Source organism: Pedobacter ginsengisoli (assembly GCF_002736205.1).
Taxonomy (GTDB): Bacteria; Bacteroidota; Bacteroidia; order Sphingobacteriales; family Sphingobacteriaceae; genus Pedobacter; species Pedobacter ginsengisoli_A.
The window spans coordinates 3,758,536-3,784,948 of the sequence record NZ_CP024091.1; the positions used below are offsets into that span (position 1 = coordinate 3,758,536).

Annotated in this window: 21 protein-coding genes; 10 read left to right on the forward strand and 11 right to left on the reverse strand. The window is 38.6% G+C overall.

All coding sequences use genetic code 11. The annotated features are described in order from the left end of the window. Positions 1 to 15 precede the first annotated feature (15 nt). Positions 16 to 444 carry a CBS domain-containing protein gene (locus CPT03_RS15490; RefSeq protein WP_099439683.1) on the forward strand — a complete coding sequence of 143 codons (429 nt, stop codon included), beginning with the start codon at positions 16 to 18 and terminating at the stop codon, positions 442 to 444. Between the two features lie 104 nt (positions 445 to 548). On the opposite strand, the gene CPT03_RS15495 is transcribed toward CPT03_RS15490, so the two are convergent. After that, positions 549 to 2,588: a M13 family metallopeptidase gene (locus CPT03_RS15495; protein ID WP_099439684.1), complete on the reverse strand. Its 2,040-nt coding sequence runs from the start codon at positions 2,586 to 2,588 to the stop codon at positions 549 to 551. 123 nt (positions 2,589 to 2,711) lie between these two features. Next, positions 2,712 to 2,945, reverse strand: a complete 234-nt coding sequence (locus CPT03_RS22820) for a hypothetical protein (protein WP_157766466.1) — start codon at positions 2,943 to 2,945, stop codon at positions 2,712 to 2,714. 190 nt (positions 2,946 to 3,135) lie between these two features. On the opposite strand from CPT03_RS22820, the gene CPT03_RS15500 reads away from it, so the two are divergent. From CPT03_RS15500 to CPT03_RS15510, 3 genes are all read left to right on the forward strand, one after another. Continuing rightward, a complete protein-coding gene (locus tag CPT03_RS15500; protein WP_099439685.1) occupies positions 3,136 to 4,257 on the forward strand; it encodes a metallophosphoesterase family protein in 1,122 nt (373 codons plus the stop codon). Positions 4,258 to 4,367: 110 nt separating this feature from the next. Continuing rightward, entirely contained in the window at positions 4,368 to 5,246 is an 879-nt protein-coding gene (locus CPT03_RS15505) for a sterol desaturase family protein (protein WP_099439686.1), read from the forward strand. 1 nt (position 5,247) lies between these two features. Continuing rightward, positions 5,248 to 6,105: an alpha/beta hydrolase gene (locus CPT03_RS15510; RefSeq protein ID WP_099439687.1), complete on the forward strand. Its 858-nt coding sequence runs from the start codon at positions 5,248 to 5,250 to the stop codon at positions 6,103 to 6,105. 77 nt (positions 6,106 to 6,182) lie between these two features. Here the strand turns inward: CPT03_RS15510 and CPT03_RS15515 are convergent, their stop codons facing one another. From CPT03_RS15515 to CPT03_RS15545, 7 genes are all read right to left on the reverse strand, one after another. Further along, complete coding sequence (locus CPT03_RS15515; protein ID WP_216641556.1) at positions 6,183 to 6,626, reverse strand: NADPH-dependent FMN reductase; 444 nt, start codon at positions 6,624 to 6,626, stop codon at positions 6,183 to 6,185. Positions 6,627 to 6,635: 9 nt separating this feature from the next. Then, positions 6,636 to 7,526 carry a pirin family protein gene (locus CPT03_RS15520; RefSeq protein WP_099439688.1) on the reverse strand — a complete coding sequence of 297 codons (891 nt, stop codon included), beginning with the start codon at positions 7,524 to 7,526 and terminating at the stop codon, positions 6,636 to 6,638. Between the two features lie 166 nt (positions 7,527 to 7,692). After that, positions 7,693 to 9,291, reverse strand: coding sequence for a SusD/RagB family nutrient-binding outer membrane lipoprotein (locus CPT03_RS15525; protein WP_099439689.1), 1,599 nt, complete (start codon positions 9,289 to 9,291; stop codon positions 7,693 to 7,695). Between the two features lie 20 nt (positions 9,292 to 9,311). After that, positions 9,312 to 12,479 (reverse strand): SusC/RagA family TonB-linked outer membrane protein, encoded by a 3,168-nt coding sequence (locus tag CPT03_RS15530; RefSeq protein ID WP_245869859.1) that lies wholly within the window; start codon positions 12,477 to 12,479, stop codon positions 9,312 to 9,314. Positions 12,480 to 12,771: 292 nt separating this feature from the next. Beyond that, a complete protein-coding gene (locus CPT03_RS15535; protein WP_099439691.1) occupies positions 12,772 to 13,842 on the reverse strand; it encodes a FecR family protein in 1,071 nt (356 codons plus the stop codon). Positions 13,843 to 13,958: 116 nt separating this feature from the next. Beyond that, positions 13,959 to 14,513, reverse strand: coding sequence for an RNA polymerase sigma factor (locus CPT03_RS15540; RefSeq protein WP_099439692.1), 555 nt, complete (start codon positions 14,511 to 14,513; stop codon positions 13,959 to 13,961). A 60-nt stretch (positions 14,514 to 14,573) separates the two neighbouring features. Continuing rightward, entirely contained in the window at positions 14,574 to 15,584 is a 1,011-nt protein-coding gene (locus CPT03_RS15545) for a LacI family DNA-binding transcriptional regulator (protein ID WP_099439693.1), read from the reverse strand. A 209-nt stretch (positions 15,585 to 15,793) separates the two neighbouring features. On the opposite strand from CPT03_RS15545, the gene CPT03_RS15550 reads away from it, so the two are divergent. The 3 genes from CPT03_RS15550 to CPT03_RS15560 all read left to right on the forward strand — a co-directional run bounded on the left by CPT03_RS15550 (position 15,794) and on the right by CPT03_RS15560 (position 21,311). Then, positions 15,794 to 17,422, forward strand: a complete 1,629-nt coding sequence (locus CPT03_RS15550) for a sodium/sugar symporter (protein ID WP_099439694.1) — start codon at positions 15,794 to 15,796, stop codon at positions 17,420 to 17,422. A 37-nt stretch (positions 17,423 to 17,459) separates the two neighbouring features. Beyond that, a complete protein-coding gene (locus CPT03_RS15555; RefSeq protein ID WP_099439695.1) occupies positions 17,460 to 18,332 on the forward strand; it encodes an inositol oxygenase family protein in 873 nt (290 codons plus the stop codon). 153 nt (positions 18,333 to 18,485) lie between these two features. Further along, positions 18,486 to 21,311: a hypothetical protein gene (locus tag CPT03_RS15560; RefSeq protein WP_099439696.1), complete on the forward strand. Its 2,826-nt coding sequence runs from the start codon at positions 18,486 to 18,488 to the stop codon at positions 21,309 to 21,311. Positions 21,312 to 21,823: 512 nt separating this feature from the next. On the opposite strand, the gene CPT03_RS15565 is transcribed toward CPT03_RS15560, so the two are convergent. Then, positions 21,824 to 23,614: a hypothetical protein gene (locus CPT03_RS15565; RefSeq protein ID WP_157766467.1), complete on the reverse strand. Its 1,791-nt coding sequence runs from the start codon at positions 23,612 to 23,614 to the stop codon at positions 21,824 to 21,826. A gap of 272 nt (positions 23,615 to 23,886) precedes the next feature. Further along, complete coding sequence (locus tag CPT03_RS15570) at positions 23,887 to 24,582, reverse strand: YoaK family protein (RefSeq protein ID WP_245869860.1); 696 nt, start codon at positions 24,580 to 24,582, stop codon at positions 23,887 to 23,889. A 184-nt stretch (positions 24,583 to 24,766) separates the two neighbouring features. Between CPT03_RS15570 and CPT03_RS15575 the strand changes: the two genes are divergently transcribed. The 3 genes from CPT03_RS15575 to CPT03_RS15585 are packed head-to-tail and all read left to right on the forward strand — an operon-like array spanning position 24,767 to position 26,403. Next, positions 24,767 to 25,363 (forward strand): methyltransferase domain-containing protein, encoded by a 597-nt coding sequence (locus CPT03_RS15575; protein WP_099439699.1) that lies wholly within the window; start codon positions 24,767 to 24,769, stop codon positions 25,361 to 25,363. A gap of 50 nt (positions 25,364 to 25,413) precedes the next feature. After that, positions 25,414 to 25,635: a hypothetical protein gene (locus tag CPT03_RS15580; protein WP_157766468.1), complete on the forward strand. Its 222-nt coding sequence runs from the start codon at positions 25,414 to 25,416 to the stop codon at positions 25,633 to 25,635. 60 nt (positions 25,636 to 25,695) lie between these two features. Next, complete coding sequence (locus CPT03_RS15585) at positions 25,696 to 26,403, forward strand: Crp/Fnr family transcriptional regulator (RefSeq protein ID WP_099439701.1); 708 nt, start codon at positions 25,696 to 25,698, stop codon at positions 26,401 to 26,403. Positions 26,404 to 26,413 lie beyond the last annotated feature (10 nt).

The window sequence follows — 26,413 nt, forward strand, 5'->3', positions numbered from 1 at the left end:
AATTCTTAATCGCTTATGAAAACAGTACAACAAATACTTAGTACCAAATCTGTACAGATTTTCTCAGTTACAGAAAACTCATCTGTTTTAGAGGCGCTTCAAATGATGATGGAAAAGAATGTAAGCGCCCTGCTTATTGTGGAAAACGATAAGCTACAAGGCATATTTACAGAAAGAGATTATGCCCGAAAGATTATTCTGTATGGAAAGTCGTCTGCAGAAACACCAATAAAAGAGGTAATGACAGCAAATCCTATTACTATTTTACCAACGGATAGTATAGACATGTGCATGCAACTCATGACGGATAAGCATATCAGACATTTACCGGTAATGCATGAGAATAAATTACTGGGAATGATTTCAATAGGTGATGTTGTGAAATTCATCATTGAGGATCAGAAACAAACTATATCTCAGCTGGAAAGCTACATCAGTAGCTAAAGAGAACTTTATCAGTCTATTTTAACTATTCTCTCAATTAAGTTAAAAAAGGTCGTATCATTAAACTTGATGCGACCTTTTATTATCAATTATTGGTAAATCCCCTACCAGATTTTAACTCTTTTCTCTGGAGCCAGATATAGAGAATCAGTTGGTTTTACATTAAATGCGGTATAAAACTCAGGTATATTTCTTACAACACCGTTAACCCTGAACTTGGCCGGAGAATGTGGATCAGTACCTACCTGATTCCTTAATGCTTCATCTGTAGATTTATTTAACCATACCTGAGCCCAGCCAAGGAATACCCTCTGTTCGCCGGTAAAACCATCCATAACTGGTGCTGGCTTACCATTTAAACTTGCGTTATAGGCCTTAAGCGCAATGCTTAATCCACCAAGGTCACCAATATTCTCTCCAAGGGTAAAATCCCCATTTACATTAAGATCTGGAAAAACTTTAAACTCACTATACTGAGCTTTTAAGGCATTTGTTCTCTTTTTAAACTCACTTTGATCTTTGGCAGTCCACCAGTTACGCATTGCGCCCGTACCATCAAATGTACTTCCCTGATCATCAAAGCCATGACCAATTTCATGGCCAATTACTGCACCAATACCGCCATAATTCACAGCATCATCTGCTGTCATATCAAAAAATGGAGGCTGCAAGATAGCAGCAGGAAATACAATCTCATTCATGCTTGGATTGTAATAAGCATTAACGGTTTGTGGTGTCATACCCCATTCCGTACGGTCAACAGGCTTACCCAGTTTATTAAAGATGCGGTTATATTCAAACTCTTTAGATCGTTTTTCATTGCCAAATAGATCGTTCTTTACGATTTTAAGTTTACTATAATCTCTCCATTTATCAGGGTATCCAATTTTTGGCGTGAACTTACTTATTTTTTCAAGTGCCTGTTTTTTAGTTTCAGCACCCATCCAGTCAAGCTCTTTAATACTGGCCTCGTAGGCTTTTAACAAATTACCAACCAGTTTAAGCATACGTTCTTTGGCTGCAGGCGGAAAATGTTTTTCAACATATAATTTACCAACTACCTCACCAAGGTTTCCATTAACCACACCAACAGCCCTGCGCCATTGAGGCTTTTGCTCCTTAATACCAAATAAAGTTTTAGCATAGAAGTTAAAATTCTCCTGATCAAGCACGGTGTTTAAAGATGTTGCGGAACCTGTAACAGCACTCCATTTCAAATAATTTTTCCAGGTATCAAGAGGAGTATTTTTTAAAATGGTATTTAGATCTTTTGTATATGCTACCTGAGAAATAATTAAGGTGTCATGATTCTTAACTCCCGCTTCCGTAAGCAGTGTATTCCAGTCAAAATCAGGCGTTACTGTGCTCAGATTTTTAATGGGAAAACTATTATAAAGGCCAGCCATATTTCTGGTTTCTTCCTTCTTCATCTGCTTTGAGGCAATCAGGGTTTCGAGTGCCATTATCTGAACAGATTTAGCTTTTGCATCAGGGATGCCCGCAAGAGTTAACATCTTTTCAATATGCGCCACATATTTGGTTCGGATATCTGCAGATTTTGCATCCTTTAATAAATAATACTCACGATCCGGTAAACCAAGACCTCCCTGCCATGTATAAAGCATGTACTTTCTTGGATCTTTTAAATCCTCAGCTACGCTTAAATTGAAAGGTATCATGTTACCAATCTTATTGGCATAAGCAAAATAAGCTGCCAAATCTTTTCCTGAGGCTATGGCATCAATTCTTTTGAATTCAGCATTTAAAGGTGCCAATCCGATAGAATCACGAACTTTTGTGTTCATATATGACTCGTAAAAATCGCCTATTTTTTGCTCATCAGAGCCCTCAGCAGGATTTCCTTTTGCCGCATTCTCTATTATAGCTTTAACATCTTCCTGCGCCTTATCGTTCACCATAGAACCTACTCCATATGATGCCTTATCAGAAGGGATTTTAGTATTTTTAGCCCAGGTGCCATTAACATATGCCGTAAAATTATTCCCTGGCACTACAGTCGTATCCATATTTTTAAGGATAATACCTGAATGTAGCTCATGCTTCGGTTCTGAATTATTACAGGATGCCATCAGCAGCAAAGAGCAAGCCGCGACAGGGATACTGAAAGCTTTTTTAATTTTCATTTAACTAAGAATTTATGAATAAGAAATAAGTGTTAAACCAAATTTAACAAAAGATTACTACCTAACTTCTATATAACCTATAATATCTTAGTTACGTTATCCTCGCTTAAATTTCTAATGCTATCAGGTGTTCCATTTAAATTCATTTACTAGCTGCTGTAAATCTGCGTCGGTTATCTTGGTGGGATTGGAGAATTGCTTTTCAAGTATATGCTGATGAACATTCAATGATCCATTGTTTGTTCTTATGATTGCACCTTGATCTGTGTATTTATGGGAGTAAAAATCGCCAATCATAGGATCTAACTCCGTAAGTCTGATCAGTAATTCGTAAAGTACGTATAGAGGTGTTGTCACGGCGCAAAGATAATTTAACTCCATTTTAATACGCAATTATCATTATGTTAACATCAAACAGGCTCTTAACAATAGTTTTATTACAATTGCCTCTGGTAAGGCTATATTAACATTTTTGATAATAATCAATTTTTAATGCTGACTTAATATTAGTGCCTTAATTTTATAGTAGTCACCAAACGTTAAGATTATGATCAGCACAAAGATTCTGTACAATGCTGTTTTCAAAACAGAGCAGGTAGATGACCTGGATAAATTCAAAACGCTGCCTGAACCCACCGGAAGTTATCCTTACAGATTAAATCTCGGAAATCGTTTAAATGAAACAGCACCAGGTAAAATGGTTTTTCATATGGTTGGTGACACCGGTGGAGTAAAATCTGCCGATGCTCAGAAACAGGTAGCCGGGAAAATGACTGATCAGTACCTTTCTGCAACTGGCGAACATGACAGACCTGCATTCTTATACCATCTCGGAGATATTGTATATCATTACGGAGAAGCTGAGCAATATAGTGAGCAGTTTTTAAAACCGTTTGAAACCTACCCGGGTCCAATTTATGCGATTGCAGGGAATCATGACACTGATATAAATCCGGATTGCAATTTAAATTATGATAGTCTTGATGCATTTTATGCGGCATTTTGCAGCACCTCGCCTAAGACAATGTATTTTGGCACAGATAGTAGTAGGAAAAGTCAGGTTCAGCCCCATGTGTTTTGGACTATGGAATCGCCCTTGGCCACAATAATTGGCCTTCATACTAATGTTCCGAAATATGGTCACATTACCAAAGAACAAAAGAACTGGTTTATTAAGGAGTTGCAAAATGCGGCCAGCCTTCGTTCTGACAAGGCTATAATTGTCTGTATGCACCATGCTCCTTATTCTGCTGACACAAATCATGGTTCAAGCAAACCAATGATAGAGTTTCTTGAAGCTGCATTTGAGGAAGCCCGTGTAAAACCTGATATTGTTTTTAGCGGACATGTACATAATTACCAGCGGTTTAGCAAACAATATGAAGATGGAAAAATTGTTCCATTTATTGTTGCAGGAGCCGGTGGTTTTGACGAATTACATCAGCTTGCAGATCCTGATGATAGCAAGTACTGTGGTAAAAATGACTTATTCAATCAGGTTCAACTGAACAGTTATTGCGATAACAGACATGGGTTCTTAAAAATAAGCATCGAAAAAACGCCTTTTAGTTTCAGCATACAAGGTGAGTACTATACTGTCCCTAACTTAACTACTAATGAGGAAGCTACCTTATTTGATAGGTTTACAATTGACCTGACCGGAAGGTAATAAAAGTCAGCATTTTAGAGCAAAAGTATTGATTATGACACTCTAAGGACAGCTATTTCTATAAAAATCAAGAATTTTGATTTGTTTAAATTTATAGAAAGAGCTCGAAAATGACAGATTTGGATAAAAGTATTACAGTTGGAGTGCTATTTAGCTTCGTTATACTACTTACCTTGTTTGAAATGTACTTTAGTTATGTACACAATAAAAAACATTATCAAAAACGTGATACCCTTACCAATGTATACCTGATGGCAAGCGCCTTTGTAATTAACCTTCTTACAAAGGCAGGAACCTTCATGTTGCTTCAATATTGCTATGTTCATTATCGCCTGTTCCAAATTTCAAATTCATTGATTTACTGGATTGTGTTAATTTTGGCTCAGGACTTTTTATATTGGTTTTTACATTACACGGGCCATTATGTGCGTTTCTTTTGGGCAATGCATGTTACCCACCACTCATCTGAGCATTTTAACCTTACCACGGGTTTCAGGTCTACAGTATTTGAACCGTTATACAGAGTGTTTTTCTACCTGCCGCTTGCATTAATGGGGTTTAATGCTTTTGATATTCTTTTTGCCTACCTGGTTACTCAAATATATGGGAACATAGTACATACTCAATCTGTTGGAAAACTACATCCAATAATTGAATATCTTTTTGTTACACCTTCCCACCATCGTGTTCATCATGCAAGTAATGTACGTTACCTTGATAAAAACATGGGCATGGTTTTAATTCTGTGGGACCGCATATTCGGAACATTCCAGGCAGAGGTACCGGAAGAAGAAATTAAATACGGATTAACAACGCAGCCAAAAGACTCAGGACCGGTTAATATAATTTTTCATGAATTTATAGCATTATATGATGATGTTAAAAAAGCTCCTACATTTAAAGATAAATTAAAGTACATTTTTTATCCTCCTGGATGGAGCCACGATGGCAGCACACAAACAGCGCGGGTAATGCAAAGACAACTGTAAAGTGAAACACTTAAAACAAATAATTGAAGACATAAAAGTTCAGGGCGACAATCCTGAACTTTTACAAGCCATGCTTTGGAAATTAATTTGTTATTCTCCCAAAATGCCAATTCGTCTGCATCAGCAAAATCTTTTAAATGCTGCTCAAACTTCTACATTAAAGGTTTACGATGAATATTTTAGCAAATCTGACTTGAATTTTAATTGCTTTAGGTGGGGAAATGGCTCGACTAAGGTTTTACTAACACATGGCTGGGGCTCTAAGGCTATTGACTTTAGTGAACTAATTGATGTTTTATTGCTTAACAAGAATATTGAGGTATGGGCTTTTGATGCTCCTGGAAATGGCAGTTCGGAAGGTGAACTTAGCAACCTGATTCTTTTTGCAGAGGCCATTAAGGAATTCAAAAGAAATTATGGTGTTCCGGATGTAATGATAGGGCACTCGCTTGGTGGAATGGCAAATACTTTAGTTATAAAGGAAACTTTACAATTCCCTAAACTTTTAATCAGCATTGCCCCTCTGGTAAATTTAACAGAGAACTTTAAATCTTCTATGACCGCTGTAGGAATTTCTGAAAGTTCACAGAACCAGTTTTTTTCAGAATTTGAAGAACGATATCAGATGAGTACAGATCACTTTTTACTAAATGATATGTACACTTTTCCTGATAAAGTAAAGCACCTTCTTATTTATGAAGCTAATGACTACATCTCTCCTGCAAATTTTATTGAAACATTTATACTGCAATACCCTTCAGTAACGGTTTCAAAATATGAGGATACCACACATGCTAAAATCATTATCGATCACAGGATAATTAATGAAATAGATGCTATAATTAAGGAGTCACTCTAGCTTTTACTTCATTAATTTTTGAAAGATAGGCTTCGAGAAGCTCCGGATGTGTTATTCCGGTTTCCTGATCAAAATTTTCATAAAAAAGAGGGTAGGGAAAAAGTAGTTAATACATCTGCACCTAACTTTGGAAGCCTAACCACTGCGGCATTCATTACATTGCCACCTCCAAAACCACCAGGTGAGGTGCTCATTAACAACATCGGTTTGTTTTGAAGAAACTTACTATTGGTTCGCGAACACCAATCCATTACGTTTTTAAAAGCCACAGTATAGCTGCCATTATGTTCTGCAAGAGAAAGAATAATAAGATCTGCCTCTGATATATGATCAATTAATTTATAAGCTCTTTCAGGATATCCATCATTTGCCTCCCTGTCTACAGAAAATAATGGCATCTCAAAATCATTTAGATCTAGCAATGTAATATCGTGTTCTTTAAAAAAGGATGTGGTATGAATAACTAATTTCCGGTTAATTGATTGTTGACTATTGCTTCCAGCTAATGCTAAAATCTTCATTTGATGTATTTAGTTTTTAATATTTCTACTTTGTTCTGGTAGGGGGACAAAATCCGTTTCACCTGGTACAGGAGCAAAAGACTGCTGAAGCCATTGTTCCTTTGCTTCTTCTATCCTTTCGCGGGTAGAAGCTACAAAATTCCAGTAAATAAAACGTTCTTCGGCAAAAGGTTCTCCTCCAAAAATGTATATTATTGAATTTTCCTGCATTACAAATTCACATAGCTTACTATCCTTTGCTACTAAGAGTTGCTTAGGTTCAAAGGTATGACCTTCGCTTTCAATTCCTCCTTCAAGAATATAAAGGGCACTTTCGCCGAACAAATCTTTACCTATTTTAACAGTTTGTTGCTTAGTTGTTCTTAGTTCAAGAAAATAAAGAGGGCTATATACTGGTACGGGCGAGAAATGACCAAATACATCGCCTGCAATAAGTTTAAAATCAATACCATTTTCGGACCATCTGGGAATTTCATCTTCATTAAAATGAAAAAACTCCGGGTCCATTTCCTCAAGAGCTTTAGGTAAGGCAACCCATATTTGAAGGCCATGAAGCATCTTATTAGACGTTCTTAAGTAACCTGGAGTCCTTTCCGAATGAACAATTCCACTTCCGGCGGTCATCCAGTTTACCTGACCAGGTTTAATTTCAGTCTCATTCCCCAAACCATCTTTATGCATTATAGCTCCTTCAAAAAGATACGTTAAGGTAGAAAGGCCAATATGTGGGTGTGGTGGAACGTCTAAATTTTCATAGTCACTTAAACACGTAGGGCCCATGTGATCTATAAATGCAAAGGGTCCAACCATTCTTTTTTCGCGAAAGGGCAAAAGCCGGCCAACCATAAAATTGCCAATGTTACTTGGTCTTTCTTCGATTATCAAGTTAATATTTGACATACTATTATATGATTTTAACTGTTCGGATTAACAGATAGATTTGATGTAATGCTTGGTGAATTTACATGAATTAGCTTAGTATTACAAGCATTTTTAATAAAATCAGAAGGCCCAACAATTCAAATTATTGGGCCTTCCGGAGAATCTACAAGTAATTTTTAAAGCGTTATTGCTTGTCCCACCAAACCCTGCCGGTTAACTTATCTCCACCCGGAACTGCCGCCGATGCTTCTTTATAGTTAATACCATTCTTTGCTCCTTCTTCTACAGGATATGGAAAACGACGTGGAATAGTGCCATTAGTTGCATTTCCAGGATATACAATAGGCGTTAAAGCGGGAAATCCACTTCTGCGCCAGTTAGACCAGGTTTCATAAAAATCAAGCATGGTGTTGGTATGCGCCCAGTATTGATTATTGATCATTTCCAAACCATTTGCTGCGTTGTAAGGATGTGCCGTAGCATAATTTTGAGCAACATTTTCAGAAATTGCCAATGATGCATCATATTGTCCAAGAAAAGTAATTGAAGCTGCAACACCGTTTTTATAATGATCGGCCGCAACTCCTCCTATACCCCACCTTTGCGCAGCCTCTGCCAGCAAGAATTCACTCTGTGCATAAGTAAGAATGAATGTTAGCCCATTTTGTTTTATCATTGCAGGGTTTGGAGAAGAGTAATCAGAAAAACTTGTAAATGATGCGTCCTGCCTAACATCTCTGCCAGCCAAACCACTCAAATCTTTCCCATTGGGCATACCTTTTTGGGCCGCAGCAGTTGTAACATAAGATGGATTTTGTGCTTTCCCTCCCTCTGTTAAATACAACTGTGTTACAGCAACTTTCTCTAAACGCGGGTCATTACTATTTTTCAGGAAGTCGATAAATGTTTTAGACCATTTAACATAATAATTTTCCTGTCCCCCATCACCAAGCAACACCTGACTGTTTCTGTTTTGGGTTACCCTTGATCCGGCTACATCGTGAGCAACAAATGCATTGTCTTTATTCTCCGTCATTGTTTTACCAACAACTTTCTGAACATATGTTTTTGCAGTGTTTTCATCAACCTTGGTTAGTCTCATAGCCAAGCGTAAAATCAAAGTATTGGCAAAGCGTTTCCATTGTGCAATATTACCGTTATAAATAACATCTCCAGTTACAGCATCCCCATTTTCATTCAGCCCATTTGAGGCTTCCTCTACTTCTTTTAGCAGGTCCATGTAAATAGCCTGCTGCTTATCATACTTAGGCGTGAAGTTGCCCGTGTAAAACCCTTGCCCAGCTTCTGAATAAGGGACATCTCCATATAAATCTGTAATTCGTTCAAAAATCACAGCTTTCCAGATGCGTCCTATCTGATATACATTATTAAATTTTGGTTTACCCTTTGCATACTCAACCACATCAACAATCGGGCGCACCTGCTCTATGTAAGCTCCAACACTCCCATTTCCCCAATATGCGGCGGTATATCCTTCATTTAAAAGATATTTATCGCCAGCCCAATAGCTGATCACTGTTGAAAAACCCTGCATCATTGTAGCAGAATAAATTAAATTTCCACGCCAGGTATCATACGCAAAATCGATACTTCCGGTATAAGTAAGCTGTGCTGATGTTAATGTGTAATTCGGATCAAAACTACTTGGCCCGTATGCAACAGGGTTAGTATTAATGTCCTTAAAATCTTTTGTACAACCTGTACCCAATAGAACAGTAACAAGTAATACCAGGCTATATTTGTTTAATATATTCGTTTTCATTTCTCTTTGTCTTTAAATAATTAAAACTTAACACTTAGGTTTACGCCAAAAGTTCTTACTGGTGGCACTCCCCCTAGTTCCATTCCTGGGAACGTAGCATTGTAGCTCGATTCGGGATCGATGTTGTCTGTTTTTTTCATCAGAATAAATAAATTCCTGCCTACCAGACTTACATTTAAGCTTTTCACTTTGTTATTAAACATTTTTGCCGGGAAATTATACCCCAACGTTAGCTGCCTGAATTTGATAAAACTCGCATCCTGTACAAATTTATTGGAAACATTATTCGCTGTATTTTCGTAGAACTTAGCTGCATTATTACCAAGAGTTTCACGATCTATGAGTGTATTTTTATGCAGCCCAAAAATATATCCATAGTAGTCAGTAGCCGAAAACACCTTACCTCCCCACTTACCATCAATTAAGAATGAAAGAGTTGCTCCCTTATAGTTAAACTCATTATTCCAGCCAGCAAACCACTTATTATATGCTGAACCATACGCTTTCAGGTCACCTCTTGATGGCTCTCCAAGTGCATCTTTTAAAATTTCCCCATTAGCATCATACTTATAATCGTATGCCATTACCTGCGCTGCGGCCAAGCCTGGTATGTTCTGCAAAAAACCAACCCCAGATCTGGAAGTTGCCAATAATTGAGAAGGTAATCCTTCAGCTAAAGAAAGAACAGTATTGTTATTGTAAGTTCCATTCAATGACGAGGTCCATGTAAAGTCCTCATTTTTAACAACAACTCCACTGATTAAAGCTTCGACACCTTTATTTTCAATTTCACCGGAATTTAATACCGCTCCTGAATAACCAGTTGTACTTGATGTGGTAACAACAGAGATCTCGTCTTTTGAACGTTTTTTATACCAGGTCATATCCAGGCTCAAACGATCACCAAAGAACCTTAATTCAGTTCCAATTTCCAATTCGGTAGCTTTAGAAGCCTTCAATCCGGCATTAGGTATACTCAAATTGTTTATTATGCCTAAAGGATGTCCGTTTAATGTTTCACTTCTAAAACCATAAGTAAGTAATGTTTGATAAGGATCTGTTGCTTGTCCAACAATCGCATATCCAGCTCTTAACTTACCGAAGCTAAGAAATGATGGCTTCCAAAGTTCAGAGAAAACAAATGAACTACTTACAGACGGATAAAAAACACTTAGTTTATTATCCCTTCCTGGAGTGGCGAGGGTAGAAAACCAGTCTGATCTTCCGCTACCTGTTAAATAAAGTACATCCCGATAAGAAAGCTCTAAAGTGCCGTATAAAGAGTGGGTTTCTGACTCAGTCTGAACATACCCAACCGACTTATTTTTAGCATTTAGAATATTATAAACACCAAATACGGCAAAATTAGTCCCATTATTTGTTGTTTGATTAATCCTGGTATTTCTAAAACTTGCACCAACATTTGGAGTTACAGTAATCTCTTCACCTACATTAAATGATTTCCCTAACAACATATCGGCATTTACATCAGCAAATTTTGTTTGCTGCTCAGCAATTTTACCTGGTTCATAGTATGCTGTTCCCGATGGAACCACATTTTTATAGGTATCGGCATAAGCATCGCGACCTGCACGGCCTTGAATAAACAAGCCATTGTCAAAAGTATAGCGTGCGTTGAAAGAACTGATTAACCTTTCACGTTTGGTGTCATTAACAAACTCATTTGCAGCAAACCATGGATTAGTGGCAAATGCATTCCCGGTATTGTATTTTAATTCATATCCATTGGCATCTTTACCCGGCTTTAAATCATTTACGTTAACACTTGTTGGTAAAAACACAACATTATAGTTGGCATTACCTGCTCCGTCTGACACCATTGGCCTGTTCTTAGCCTGCTCTAGAATATAATTAGACCTTGCATCAATATTTAGGCGTTTAACTGGTTCAAACGTACCCACCAGATTAAACGACTGTCTGTTTAAACCAGAGTTTGGCACAACAGAGTTATTATGAACATCATTTGCAGAAAAACGGATCGCCCCTCCCTCAAATGTCTTGTTTAAAGCCAGAGTATTAGACCATGTTCCACCACTACTGTAAAAATCCTTTATATTGTTACGCTGAGCCGAGTATGGCCTTGAAGCCCCATCAAACTGAACCACACTGGTTCCATCCAGTTTTGCGCCCCAGCTTGAGCCACCTACCTGCGCAGCCCCGGCTTTGTCTAATGGTTTGGTTCCATTAGCTCCCTGCCCGTATACATACTGCCAGTCAGTTCTGTCCATAATCTGTTCGACTACATAATTACTGTTAAAGTCAACACTGTTTCCTTTGCCGCTTTTAGTTGTAATAAGAATAACACCTGCTTTAGCTCTGGAACCGTAAAGCGCCGAGGCTGCAGCGCCCTTCAATACAGAAATACTTTCAATATCGTCTGGATTTAAATTACCCACAGCATCTCCAAGATCAGGTGCATTATCCCACTGACTTCCTGAGTTTCCATTTGGGTTAATGTTATTTAAACCAGTTGGCTTATTTTCCATTGGCACGCCATTAATTACATATAACGGCTGATTACTTTGACTAAGGCTGGATACACCACGGATAGTAACACTTGTTGCTGCACCAGCACCACCAGAAGTAGAACTAATGTCCAAACCAGCAACTTTACCCACTAAAGCATTGGCAACATTGTTTTCTCTGGCCTGGGTTAAGGATTCGCCCTGCACCTGAGAAACAGAATAACCCAATGCCCTGCGCTCCTTTTTAATTCCAAGCGCTGTTACTACAACCTCGTTTAACAGCTTAGTATCTTCAGTTAAAATAATCTGGAGGTCGGCTTTGCCATCAATTGGTACTTCCCTAGTTTGAAAACCCGCAAAAGAGACTACTAAAACAGCATTCGGAGGCGCAGATATCGCGAATCTGCCATTGATATCGGTTGATGTTCCCACACCTGTTCCTTTGATTCTGACGGTGGCTCCCGGTAAAGGCCCACCATTAGCATCCTTGACTATACCGCCAACTTTAATATCTTTTTTTCTGCTGATTACGATTAAACCCGCTCCAGAAACAGAATAATTTAAATTGGTATTGTTAAATATTACAGCTAAGACATCTGTAACCAGTGTATTTTTTACCGACAATGTAATATCCTTATTAACCGGAACATTTGCCGAACTGTATACAAAATGATAATCACTTTGCTCCTCAATAATCTTCAAAACTTTTCCCAGTTTTGTCTTCGTTACATCTAGCGATATCTTTTGCTGAGAAAAGACAGATGCCGAAACATTGAGACATGTAATGAAAATTATAATACAGATTAGTTTCATTAAAATAATGAATTTTAAGAACGTCCTTACATCGGGACGCACTTGCAGTAAGTAATAATTAATCATATTTTTGTTTTTTTGGTTGCTTTAGTATTTGGCAGCAATCTGTTTGCGCATAAACTGCCAGTGCTTATATCAAAAAAATTATTGGGGCGGTGCGTCAACACCGTCCCTTTCTAATTTATTTAGATATGATAATTTGATTCCCCCTTATTTTATATTTAAAATGTTCTGCATCTTGAAATGCTTTTAATGCCTGCTCTATATTTTCATGTTTAAACGTGGCTGTAAAGCGATACTTTTCGACTTCACGATCATTAAATATGATCTCTACATTGTACCATCTTTCCAGATCACCTTTAACTTCAGCAAAAGTCTGATCCATAATCTCAAGCCTGTTTTGCGTCCAGGCCATTTCCATAATTGTACTATCGTTAACCTTGGTATATTGATTTATAGCAATTTGAGGATGCACCACCGACGGTTTTGGCAATTTAATTTTACCAGAAGCCTCTTCCACTTTCTTGTAAAAAGTTACTTTCTGACTTGGTCTTAAAGTTATAGAGCTTCCTTTGGTTCCTTTTCCCTCCATTACAATCAAACCTTTAACCAATACCGTTTCAGATGTTGCTTCTCCGGGATATATTTTAACATTAAATGAAGTACCAAGCACATTGATATCAAAATCCTCGGTATGAACCTTAAAGGGCTTATTCTTATTATGAGTAACATCAAAAAAGGCCTCTCCCACTAAATTAACTTCCCTGTTTTTATCATTGAAATGCTTATCAACTGTCAAGACACTTTTTGCATTAAGCAAAACCACAGAGCCATCTGGCAATGTAATTTTTTTCTTTTCGCCACCACTTGTACTGAAATGAGTAACCAAACTAATTTTTGGGATCTCTTCTTTAGTATTATTTTTATAGATAACCGTAATACCAACTATTACCAGAATGGCCGCAGCAATTTTTAGCCACATGTAGTTTTTACGAACAGGAATAACGCTGGCTTCTTTTTGAACTTCAATATAATCTTTCAAGAGATCAACCTGTTTATTTAATGGTTTTTTATTTCCACTTAATATCACATACAAGCGTTTTGCCTCCGCAATCACAACCTCTTGTTCAGGGTGAGTTTTAATATAGTTTTCCCAGTAGCTAACACAAAGCTTATCTGTTCCGGCACAGTATAGCTGAAAAGTATTATCTACTAAAAAGTCTTCAACATTGAAAAGACTACGATCTATCATAATATTTGGCTTTTATAATACCAGTGTCCAAAATCTTATGATTTTCCTAAGAAAATTTTACTTTTTTTTATTTTACCGGAATAACATTACCCTATAGGGTATTTTGGCATACATAACTAGTCTTTCAACTCCTTACGTAATATCTTAAGAGCATCATAAATAGTATTGTAAGCAGTCTTAATTGTTTGCTGAGTTTGATCTGCTATTTGCTCATAGCTTAAACCATCAAAGAATTTGAGATGAATTAATTGCTTTTGCCTGAAGGTTAATTTTTCAAGCGCATTTTTTAGCTTGAAACGCACCAGTTCATCGGTTTGGACTTTTACTATAAACTCTTCGTACGACATTTCCATCCAATCGCCCTCGGCACCTGCATTTTGCAATGCATCATTAATTTTGCGCTTACGTTCTAACAGCCTTAAAATTTTTCGTTTTAGAAATGTTCGCAGGTAAGCTGGCACATTGTCAACTCTGTTTAGTTGTTGGTGTTTCTCCCAAATAGTAATAAACACCTGATCGGTTGCTTCTCCGGATGTTTCAGCATCACCACAAACGCGGATACCAAAATTTACCAGATCATAATAAAGTGCTTTATAAAGATCAAAAAATGCACCATTATCACCTCCCCTTATACGTTCCCATAATAAATGATGCAAGAGCTTATTCTCCATTTGGTTAATTTAGATTGAGACAATGTTAAGAAAATATGTGGAAATTAAAAAAAGAACAAACTAGATGCACGACGTTGATTCGCGCTTAATCAAACTGGATTTTAAGATGTGATTTTCATTTGGCTCAAAATGCTTTTTATCTAGTATTTTGAATAAGATACCTGCCGCTTCTTTTCCGATTTCAAACGCCGGCTGTTCAATTGTGGTAAGAGACGGGCTCAAAAGTGGAGCAGTATTAAGATTAGAAAAGCTAATTATTTTTAGGTCCTTCGGAATATTTAAATTTAATTCTCTGGCAACATAATAGCAAGGCAAAGCAAGGTCCTCAATTGAAGAGATAATAGCGTCTGGTTTCTGGGTTAACATCAATGTTTTTATATTTTCATAGTTCTTATTACTGTCTTTATCATAACTAACAATCATCTCCTCGGTACAAACCATATTATATTTCTCTAAGGCTTTCTTATATCCTGCAAACCTATTTTTACCGGTAACGAGATTATTAAGGGCGAACAGGTAAGCGATCTTTTTACAACCACATTCTACTAAATGGCACGTTGCATTGTAAGCACTCTCATAATCATCGGTAGTTATTTTCACAGCATCTATATCTTCAAAAATCCTATCAAAGAAAACAACAGGTATTCTTTTAACCAGTTCCTTAAAGTGCTCATTATTATTTGTGTTGCTCGAAACAGAGATCAATATTCCATCTACCCTACCACTTAACAGGCTGTCAGTAAAAGCAATTTCAATCTCACTGTTTTCATGAGTTTGATAAATCAGGACATGATAATCTCGCTTTCTTGCTATTTCTTCAATTCCATTTATGGCTAATGAAAAGAAATTATTTGCTATCTCAGGAATAATAACAGCTATAGTTTTTGTTTTATGGCTGCGAAGGTTACTTGCTGAGGGATTACGTTCGTATTTTAATTTCTTGGCAAGATCCCAAACCTTTTGCTTGGTTTCTAAACTAATCTCATAACTGTCATTTAATGCTTTTGAGACAGTGGCAATAGAAATATTTAACTCCCTAGCTAGCGTTTTTACAGTTACAGTTTCCTTCATTTATACAGCAATTTGGATGATGAATAAGCAAAAGGTAAGCTATTTCACTTAAACGTATTCGTAAAAAAAATATCCGTTAAACTCCCGATTTAATATTTTTATATACAGCTTTGATAAGTGAGACCACCCTAGGTTTTGCTTTTAACCAAATGTAATATAATTAATTTAACTCATTTATATGAGGGAAACTGATTTAGCGCAAACCAAATATGAATCATCTTGACATCGCCGATTATGTAGTTTTCTTTGTTTATTTTATTGCTATAGCCGGCTATGGCTATTACATTTATCATAAGAAAAAAACTACCTCCAATAGTGCGAAGGATTTTTTCCTGGCAGAGGGTTCCCTAACCTGGTGGGCTATCGGAGCATCACTGATTGCCTCAAATATTTCTGCAGAGCATTTCATTGGGATGTCAGGATCCGGTTTTGCACTAGGCCTTGCCATTGCTTCGTATGAATGGATGGCAGCTGCAACATTGATCATTGTGGCCATTTTTATCATCCCGGTATACCTGAAGAACAAGATCTTTACCATGCCACAATTCTTGTCTAAGCGGTATAATGATCAAGTAAGCACCATTATGGCTGTATTCTGGTTATTGGTTTATGTTTTTGTGAATCTTACTTCTATCATTTACCTGGGTGCCTTAGCCATCTCATCCATATCACCTATCAGTTTCGAGTGGAGTATAGTAGGACTAAGCATCTTTTCCATGGTGGTTACTTTAGGGGGCATGAAAGTTATTGGCTATACAGATGTAATCCAGGTACTGGTGCTGATTTTTGGCGGCCTGATTACCACTTATCTTGCCCTTTCTTTACTTTCTAGGGAATATGGATTTGGTGAGGATATTTTTAAGGGCCTCTCTATCCTAAGAAAGGAGGCGCCAGATCATTTTCATATGATATTTAGCCCCTCTGATAAATACTATAAGGAACTGCCGGGTTTGTCTGTATTAATTGGCGGTATGTTAATCAACAATCTGGCATACTGGGGCTGTAACCAGTACATCGTACAGCGCGCACTAGGTGCTGATTTAAATACGGCACGTAAGGGCATTTTGTTTGCAGCGTTTTTAAAACTTTTAGTGCCCATAATTGCTGTACTTCCGGGAATTGTAATGTATGTACTTCATAATAAAGGTTTATTTATTAAAGAAATGTCCGATGCTGGCGTATTGAAACCCGATCATGCCTATCCAACCTTAATGAACCTATTACCGGCAGGTTTAAAAGGTGTCGCATTCGCCGCCCTTACGGCTGCTATTGTTGCTTCATTGGCGGGTAAAGCAAATAGTATATCCACAATTTTTTCACTTGACATTTATAAAAAATACTTCAACAAAACAGCCTCTGATAAGAAGATGGTTAATGTTGGCCGATGGGCCGTAGTGATTTCTATGCTTATTGCGGCTATTGTAACACCATCCTTAAAATCACTTGATCAGGCTTACCAATTTATCCAGGAATATGTAGGCTTTATTTCACCAGGAGTACTGGCCATATTCTTGCTGGGTTTTTATTGGAAACGCACAACAACTGCGGCAGCGATGACAGGAGCATTGATCACAATTCCGCTTTCAACTGTGTTAAAGTTTTTGCCAGTCTGGACAAATGGGGCATTCCCCGACTATCCTTTTCTTGACAGAATGGCTATTGATTTTGTAGTTATTGTGATCCTGATGGTTGTAATTAGTTTGAGTAAACCTCAAAAAGTAGCTACTGAAGATGAAATTGAAGTGGACACCTCTATGTTTAAAATCAGCACTAGTTTTGCCATAGGTTCTATTCTTATTATGGGCATACTTACTGCTTTATATACTGTGTTTTGGTAACAAATAAATAATTAATTAACTATAAAAAATAAGCATTATGAAAGAGTCAAGAAAAGAGGAACTATCTCCATTGTCTAGTCTCGATGTGTGGGAGGACGATGTACTAAAAAGATACCCGGAACCCGGTGTACCTGAAAAAAAGAAAGAAGAGTTCAGAAACTATGATAGTCCTGAAAACGATTCTGTTCGCGAGTTCTATCGTTTAAACCACAAGTACCAAACCTATGGGAATGTGCTTGCAAAAAAAGCCAACTTTTTACAGTTTGATAAAAAAGAAATGCCCTGGTGGGCTGCAATGGAATATCTGAATACTCTGGTTGACGACTCAGATCCTGACACATCTTTAGATCAGCTGCAGCATTTGTTACAAACTGCCGAGGCCATTAGGGCCGATGGACATCCGGATTGGTTTGTTCTAACCGGTTTTATACATGACCTGGGCAAGGTGCTTTGCCTTTTTGGAGAACCTCAGTGGAATGTTGTTGGCGATTCATTTCCTGTAGGCTGTAAGTTTTCGGACAAAATTGTATATCCCGATTTCTTTTCAGACAACCCGGACAATACTGATGAACGGTATAACACAAAGTATGGGGTATATACACATCAGTGCGGATTAGATAATGTACACATGTCATGGGGGCACGATGAATACCTATATCACATCACAAAAGATTACCTGCCTGAACAAGCTTTGTACATGATTCGTTACCACTCATTTTACTCGCAACATCGTGAGCATGCTTATGATCATTTACTAAATGCCCATGATCAGGAAATGTTTAAATGGGTAGATAAGTTTAATCCTTATGATTTATACTCAAAAAGTCCTAAACCGCCGGTTGTATCAGAGCTAAAGCCATATTACGAAGATCTGATTGCAAAATACTTACCAGCAACAGTTAAGCTTTAAATACCAGCCAATAAGTTTGTTTAAAAGCAAGGGCCTTTGAATTCTCAAAGGCCCTTGCTTTTTCTTCTCAAGTCGTATTCACCTCTTTTAAAAAATATTGTGTATCAGTATCTTTATAAGAAATTAACTCATCTTAACCAGATACTGAAACTTATGAAAACCAAAGCCGTTCATATTATAACAAGTATTTTTATTTGTGTTCTGCTCAACATTTTCAACATTTCATTAAGCTTCTCCCAGGAATCCTCCAGACAAAATCTGAATCAAATCATTACAAAGCTTAATACGCAAAACGATAGCCTTTCAATCGAGAAACTTTATCTCCAAACCGATAAACCTTCGTATTTGGCCGGAGATACGCTTTGGTTCAAAGGTTATTTACTGAACGCATCATTTCTAACCTATTCGGATAAAAGCGGGATACTTTATGTGGAGCTTTCAAACGACAGCAGCCGTCTTATTCAACGAATCATGGTATCTGTATACAGTGGCCTGGCATCAGGCTATGTGGCATTAGATCAGGATTTGATGCCAGGGGGATATACATTAACTGGCTATACTAATTGGATGAGAAATTTTGGAGAGAGCTACCTGTTCAAAAAACATTTTTATGTTGGTGCTGATGCAGGATCAGAATGGCTGGTCAATTATAATACACAATTAATAAAAGATAGCGACAGAGACAAAATTGAAATTGGCCTAAAGATTAATCATTTTGACAAAGCTCCTGTTGGGTTAAGAGAAATGCAGATAAGTGTAACTGATGGCAAAAAAACCTGGTTTAAAAATAAAGTGGAAACAAATTTAGAAGGCCTTTTAAAATTAAATTTTGGCCTGCCAGAGAAAACATCTGCAAAAAATATCTCGCTCGGTATAGAGGATCTACGAAAAAGCCAGGGTAATCGTAAGTTTTTAATTCCCATTGTACTTAACCGACCAGAAAAAATCGATTTACAATTTATGCCAGAGGGCGGGAAACTGGTTTCAGGTCAACCAACTAACATTGCATTTAAGGCTTTAAACGAAGATGGTTATGGCGCCAATGTATCTGGCAAAATTTATAACAGCAAGCAACAGGAAATTACTTCTTTTACCACCGTCCATGCCGGGATAGGAACCTTTAGCTTGGTACCCGAAAGTGCAGAAGTTTATACTGCCAGAATACCATTGCCAGGTGGAAAATATCAAACCTATCAACTTCAATCTGTTGAAAGCACTGGCATCACCTTAAATGTTACCAACCAATTTAAAAGTGATTCCTGCAGAATAACACTTACACCTACAGCAGATATAGTAACAGCCGATAAAACTTATTACCTAATAGGCATGGCCAGAAATTTAGTTTGCTGGGGTGCATTGGTTAAATTTAGTAAAGGCCAGCTCCAGTTTGTTTTAAGTAAACAGAATTTTCCAAGTGGTATAGTCCGTCTTATTTTAATGAACGAAAACAAAACAGCACTTAACGAGCGTATGTTTTATAATGACCGTGGAGACAATTTAAATATCCAATTGGAATCAAATAAAACCGATTACCAACAAAGGGACAGTATTTCTCTAAATGTTAAAGTAAGTGACTATGCCGGCAAGCCTGTACAAGGTAGCTTCTCGTTAGCTGTTACAGATAACGGGCAAGTTAAAATAGACAGCAATAGAGCATATTCAATTGTAAGCCACATGCTTTTAACCTCAGACCTAAAAGGCAATATAGAAATTCCAGGGTATTATGATGACGCTGCAACACACCCTCAGAAATGGCAGCACCTTAATCAGTTATTATTGGCACAGGGATGGGCAGGTTACGACTGGACTGAGGCTTTTAAACCTGCCAAACAACTTACATATACCAATGAAGAAGAGTTTTTAATAAAAGGGAAAGTTACCAATGCCTTCAACAAACCGGTTGCAAAGTCCGCAATTACATTATTTTCAAAAAAGCCTTTGCTTGTGCTGGAAAGCATGACTAACGAAGGTGGAGATTTCATTTTTAAAGGAATTTCACCAATTGATACTCCTTCCTTTTTTATCAGTGCTAAAAATAAAAGAGGGAAAAGCTTTAATGTAGGCATTGAAATGGAAGAGTTTAAACCTCCTGTTTTCTCAACGGCTAACAACCGTATTATACCATGGTTTGTAAACATAGACACCAATACCTACCAAACAGTAAATAACAGGGTAGCTTTAAAGAAAGAGCAATTGCGAGTTACCGGAGGTAATTTACTTAAAGAGGTAGTTATTAATGCAAAAAAGATCATTAAGGGCTCTAAAAATTTAAATGGTCCTGGTGGTGCAGATGTTATTATTGATGAGGAACAATTAAGAAAAGCTGGTAAAACCACTCTTGGCGATCTCCTGAGTAAGAATGTTAAAGGCTTCGGTACAAAATTTAGTAAAACCGGACAAATTTATTATAGCGTGTACACTATGTCTGTTCATCTTATCATCGATGGAGTAAATACTGATTTCTTCATTTCTGAGGAAACATCTGCCTATCAGTACCTAAAAGATATTTTTGACTATTATGATGCAGAAGAAATTAAGGGGATTGAGGTAATGGTTAGTGGAAAATACCAAATGAGATATACAAGTGCCTTTCTAGACCCACTGGCCGTACCCTGGGACCATGCTTTTATTGAGGTAACGACACGAGGAGGAAAAGGCCCTTTCTTAAAAAAAAGTATTGGCACCTACCTATATAAACCAATGCCTTTCATCACTCCAAAGGAATTTTATAGCCCAAAGTATACAGCAGGTAGTGTTGCTGATATGTCTGATATACGTTCAACTATTTATTGGGCACCAAACATAATCACTGACAAAGAAGGAAAAGCAACAATTAATTTCTATGCTGCTGATAATCCTGGCGCTTACACAATGATTATGGAAGGAGTAGACTTACAGGGGCATTTGGGCGTAAAAAGCAAACAACTCATCATTAAAAAATGTTCCAATTGTGCTCCCCATCTAAAGCAAGATAAATAATGCTGTACAAAAAAGCCCATTTCAATTAAGAAATAGGCTTTTAAAATTCTGCTCCTTCTGCTGGGCTCGAACCAGCGACCCTCTGATTAACAGACGGAGGCTTTCGAGCCTTAAAAACATATATATCAACAACTTACAACCACATCAAAAATTTGAGTGACGAATGAGTTGCGGTTTTAATTTCTAATACTAATATACACAATATGCAATAAAATTCAAAAATCTTCCATTAGATTGAGGAGGTCATGAGCGGTGTAAGCTCCAACTTTGGGCTTAGTCCCTTAGCCAGATCCCTCAGTGATATGCAATTGTAACTGAAGGCGAAGGACGGAGCGGCGCTGTTACAAAAAATCCATCGTCACAGAATCTTTTATACTTGGACTGGCCTTGAAATACCACTCCTCGTCTGTGATTGATTCTGTAAAGCATCGCCCGGGATATTCAAAATTTCTTAATTTCTTCATTTTCAATTTAGGTGTATTCAATTTGTGATTTTTTTTGGATAAAAATTATCAGGCTAAAGGGTCGGCCTGTCGAGGGTTCTTGTCCTCACTCACTTGTTTACCGATATGCGTAAAAAGTTCGGGAAGATCAGGTTTATAGTTACTAATGAGAAAATCCGCATAAGATATCATTGCCTGGTTCATATTCTCTTTCGCTTTATCAAGTGACTGTGCAACTCCTTTTACCGGCATTTTTACTTTGATAAATTGATGATAAGCCCGGAGACTTTCCTCGAGAAAAACTTTTTTGCCTTTAAACATGTCACTGAAATTGATCAGCGTGTCCATATCCAGTATGCTGAGTGGTTTAATCTGATACAGCCTTCCAGAAAGTCCGCTGCGTTCATTCAATGCTTCCTGAAACCATTCATTGAAAATGTGGTTCATTCCTGGTGTATTGAGTGCCCTTTCAGTGGTCAGCAGAATAGGATAGATCTCAAGTTTCCTTTGATCGGCAAGGTCGTCAAAGGGAATCTTTTTGCTTTCATTGAGCAGAATCTCAATACGGTCTACCAGTTGCAGGATGCCAATGTTCTTCTTATTTCCAGGCTTTTGGTAGAATTTTTTCTTCAGCTCATCTTCAATGACCTGATAATCGAAGCTTTGTTTGATCTCCCCAGGCAGTATGCTTCCTTTTATTTCAAAAAGGAAAACCTTATTGTTGTTTCTGATGTAATAGTCTGGTTCCTGGTTGATCTTAAACCTGTTTTTAATCTCTTCCCCGCTCAACTGGTAATAGCCGCTGTCTGCGAAAATTTCACTCAGCAGTGTATAGGACAGGTATTTTTCAATAAATTCACTGGTGTAAAAGCTAAAGAAATTGTCATAACGCGAATGCAGGTGCTGGTTACTTGCCGCAATATCTTTTAATTCAAAAAACATAGAACTGTGCACCCGGTTAATGGTCAATATAGTATCGCAGACCAAAAAGCGGTTTGGCTCAGTTTCGTAGAGTGGCCTGGATCGGACATGTAAAAAATCTGGTATTACAGGATATCCTTCCGTACCGCTTAAGGCCAGCCGTCTAATGAACTGGCTTCGCCGCTCATAATCGGGATTGTCCTGCAACAGAAAGTAGTAGAGTCCTGAACCATCGCCTTTAGTCAGCGGTCCAGAACAGATCGGGAGGATCAATCGGAAATATTCCTGCCAGTTACTCACACCATACTGTTGCAGAAAAAGCTCGACCAGCTGTTGATGTCCGTTCTGCTCCAGGAACTTCAAACAATAATAGGCGCGAATGATCTGCGCGGCGAGTACTTCCCTCGGACTTACGTTAGCAAAATCCTGGTATCTGATCAGGGTGACCATCATGCATTTCGCATACCAATAGCCTAGGTTCTCCTTGTCAGGCCCTACTGTTTCAACGATTGCATTGGAACCATCGCCAAAAATTTCATTGATGGCCAGGTAGACCATAAAAAAATCCCTTTCGGTTTCGTCCCCGGATGTTTCAGGATAATCATTCTCCGGTTCAGACAAAAGCAGATCTAGTATCTTCAGGTTGCTCCACATGCTAATAATTGTCAACTGACTGCCCGGTACGCCAAGGCTTGAATAACCCGCAAAGATATGGCGTCTGACAATGGTCCGGAACCGGACATTGGAATTGCCAAACCACATGTTCAATACCTCGTCAACCGTACTGACCACTTTTGTACGGGCCAGATGGTTCATCCTTGCGATAATTTTCACAGCGGTGGATTTGTTCATCCTCCGCAACAATTCCATGGCATCGCCAGGTTTCTTCCCGAAAACGGTTGAATATTTGACAATTTGCCTGTTGTGGTATGTGGCCATTAACGTTTGGTTTAGCATACTAAGATAACTATATTCCCACCAGGTAAGATCCTGTAATTGTGTGTTGTTGCTTTCATCCAAAAGTTTTCTGGGCAGGCATTAATCAGGTACAAAAGCCAGCTACTGCTAGCTTTCTGGCCGCATAAAAATCCACCATAAACAGGTTTTATTTATAGGCTATCTTCTATTGCAATGCCTTTTTGGATCCTGGTATGAACCGGGACTGGGGTCATTGCTTGACTGACAAGCTTGTGAAATAACATTTCCCTCAGCTAATGATTTTTCCAGGGAAGCTGAAGGTTACGGTAAAAACGTTTGATGCTGATCCTGAAAATATCGTAAAATAACGTATACAATAAGACGGCTACAGGAAACAAAAAGGCATGGAACTGAAACACGTTAAACAGGTAAGCACCCAGAAGCGCACCAAACAGGAAAAATGAGATAATGGCTGCCCGCATTTTAATCCTGGAACGCAATACCGCATTCTTCCGGTTTCCCTTTTGAATGATCTGGGCAAGTTCAATTCCCAGATCTGTAAATGTGCCGGTAAGGTGCGTCGTCCTTACCACAGAACCGGATATCATCGAGACCAGCGCATTTTGCAAGCCCATCACAAATAGTAAACTTCCCGCAAAGAGTTCCCTGGCAACCAGGCTGCCATCATACCGGTAACCCGCCAGTCCTACGATAAGTAAAACAAGCAATTCCATCAGGATGGGAATGACATAGGAAAACTGCTGGTTGCGGCCGATCAGCGAAACGGTCAGGCTGGAGATGAAAGCCCCGGCCAGAAAAAGGAACATCCACAATGCCACCACCCGCGCCGTCTGCCAGTCCTGCATGGCGATCCGCTCGGCGAACAATGCGGCGTGCCCGGTCACATTAGTCGTTAGTACGGAAAAACCCAGGAATCCGGCGGCGTTTACAAAACCTGCCGTCACGCATAGCAATGCGGCCAGTTTCACATTGTGCCGGTAAGTCCTTTTTGTACCCAGATGCCTTAACATACTCAAAATTAATGGTTTCCTTTGGCAATACCCATGGTGAAAAAGATGATAATTATCACCTTTAGTGCTGATCTGTCGCCACTACATTTGTTTCCAAAAGGAGTTAGTTTTGATCCCGTTATTAATACCTGTACAATAAACTATGACAACCGGGGCCTTAAACTTATTAGATTATCAGGATGATGATGCTTTTGACAGGCATTTTTCTCCCAGAATCAAGAAATTGTCCAAACTGCACTGGAGCCCTATGGCAGTCGTAAAAAAGGCAGCGGAATTTCTGGCGCCATCTCCGGGCAGCAGGATCATAGACATCGGCAGCGGTGCCGGAAAATTCTGTATCGCAGCCGCCCAGCATTGCCCGGAATCAGAATTCCACGGAATTGAACAACGTGAAAGCCTCTACCTGACCGCGCTGCGTTCAAAAGTACTTTCAGGTCTGGATAATGTACATTTTATGCATGGTGATTTTACCGAGCTGAACCTGAATCCTTATACCGGTATTTACTTTTTCAATTCCTTCGCGGAAAACCTGTACACCTTTGACAGGATTGACAACACGATACAGCACTCGGCCAGTTTGTATAACTATTACACCAGTTACTTATACAATATACTTGAAGAAAAACCCAGCGGCACCAGGCTCGCCAGTTACCATGTGAGTGAAAATGATATTCCCATTTGTTACGAGCTCATTGCAACCGACTTTAAAAACAACCTTAAACTGTGGATCAGCCGCTAAACATGCTCCTGGATCAATACCTCAGCAGCCTCCTCAAACAGCTCAGTGAAATGGATAACTACAGCCAGGTTGAGGCGTTGATCTCACGACTGGCAGATCCCGGCCTTCAGCGTGCATTTCCATCGAACAAGTGCATTAAAGGCCTGGAAGCAAAAATTGAAAATCTGTCGCCACTGCTGTTAAACAGCACCCAATGGAGCTGTTTCCGCTATGCACTGATCTGCCTTCGGAGTATATCCAAAGAACATCATGGCGATCCGGGGTACATCTGAAAAAGTGTGCATCTATACTCAAATCGCAAAATACAGTAACATAATGGTATCTTTAGCCCTATGAGTTTATCCGGCATTTTTCCGATTGACAAATGGAGTTTTAATACCCAATCCATTTTAACTACACTCACAGAGGACCAATACCATTACCTGATCACCAGGCAAGGCGCCCAGAAATACCAGAAAGGAGAAATTATCTTCAAAGAAGGCATGGTTCCTTCAGGTATCTATTTCATTCACCAGGGCAAGGTAAAAAAATACAAGAAAGGGTCGGCAGCAAAAGAACAGATCATCTATGTGGCCAACAAAGGTGAACTCATTGGTTACCATGCGATCCTGTCCGAGGAACGTTATCCTGATTCGGCGGCAACGCTGGAAGAAAGCACACTCACCTTTATCCCTAAAGAGGACTTTCTCCGGGTACTTCAGGATTCCCCGGCATTTGCCCGAAAACTGCTCACCTCGCTTAGCCATGAATACAGTGTCCTGGCCAATAGCATTTCAGTTGTCTCCCAGAGCACTTCAGCAGAACGGCTGGCTATCGCACTCATCCTGATCCGTGAAAAATCCAAGGCTGAAACCTTGCCAGGTGAAGAGCCGGTGATCAACATCTCCAGGAACGATCTTGCAGGCATGGCAGGTATTGCCAAAGAAAATGTCATCCGCCTGCTCAAAGAATTTAAATCTGAGCAGATCATCAGGACAGAAGGCCGAAAAATATGGGTTCAGGACATCATCAAACTCGTTAACCGCTCTAATTACAAATAGACCAGAAATA

Coding starts and splice junctions, on each gene's coding strand:
- CPT03_RS15490 (WP_099439683.1), top strand. CDS start 16: ATGAAAACAGTACAACAAATACTTAGTACCAAATCTGTACAGATTTTC.
- CPT03_RS15495 (WP_099439684.1), bottom strand. CDS start 2,588: ATGAAAATTAAAAAAGCTTTCAGTATCCCTGTCGCGGCTTGCTCTTTG.
- CPT03_RS15500 (WP_099439685.1), top strand. CDS start 3,136: ATGATCAGCACAAAGATTCTGTACAATGCTGTTTTCAAAACAGAGCAG.
- CPT03_RS15505 (WP_099439686.1), top strand. CDS start 4,368: ATGACAGATTTGGATAAAAGTATTACAGTTGGAGTGCTATTTAGCTTC.
- CPT03_RS15515 (WP_216641556.1), bottom strand. CDS start 6,626: ATGAAGATTTTAGCATTAGCTGGAAGCAATAGTCAACAATCAATTAAC.
- CPT03_RS15520 (WP_099439688.1), bottom strand. CDS start 7,526: ATGTCAAATATTAACTTGATAATCGAAGAAAGACCAAGTAACATTGGC.
- CPT03_RS15525 (WP_099439689.1), bottom strand. CDS start 9,291: ATGAAAACGAATATATTAAACAAATATAGCCTGGTATTACTTGTTACT.
- CPT03_RS15535 (WP_099439691.1), bottom strand. CDS start 13,842: ATGATAGATCGTAGTCTTTTCAATGTTGAAGACTTTTTAGTAGATAAT.
- CPT03_RS15540 (WP_099439692.1), bottom strand. CDS start 14,513: ATGGAGAATAAGCTCTTGCATCATTTATTATGGGAACGTATAAGGGGA.
- CPT03_RS15545 (WP_099439693.1), bottom strand. CDS start 15,584: ATGAAGGAAACTGTAACTGTAAAAACGCTAGCTAGGGAGTTAAATATT.
- CPT03_RS15550 (WP_099439694.1), top strand. CDS start 15,794: ATGAATCATCTTGACATCGCCGATTATGTAGTTTTCTTTGTTTATTTT.
- CPT03_RS15555 (WP_099439695.1), top strand. CDS start 17,460: ATGAAAGAGTCAAGAAAAGAGGAACTATCTCCATTGTCTAGTCTCGAT.
- CPT03_RS15560 (WP_099439696.1), top strand. CDS start 18,486: ATGAAAACCAAAGCCGTTCATATTATAACAAGTATTTTTATTTGTGTT.
- CPT03_RS15565 (WP_157766467.1), bottom strand. CDS start 23,614: ATGGCCACATACCACAACAGGCAAATTGTCAAATATTCAACCGTTTTC.
- CPT03_RS15575 (WP_099439699.1), top strand. CDS start 24,767: ATGACAACCGGGGCCTTAAACTTATTAGATTATCAGGATGATGATGCT.
- CPT03_RS15580 (WP_157766468.1), top strand. CDS start 25,414: ATGGATAACTACAGCCAGGTTGAGGCGTTGATCTCACGACTGGCAGAT.
- CPT03_RS15585 (WP_099439701.1), top strand. CDS start 25,696: ATGAGTTTATCCGGCATTTTTCCGATTGACAAATGGAGTTTTAATACC.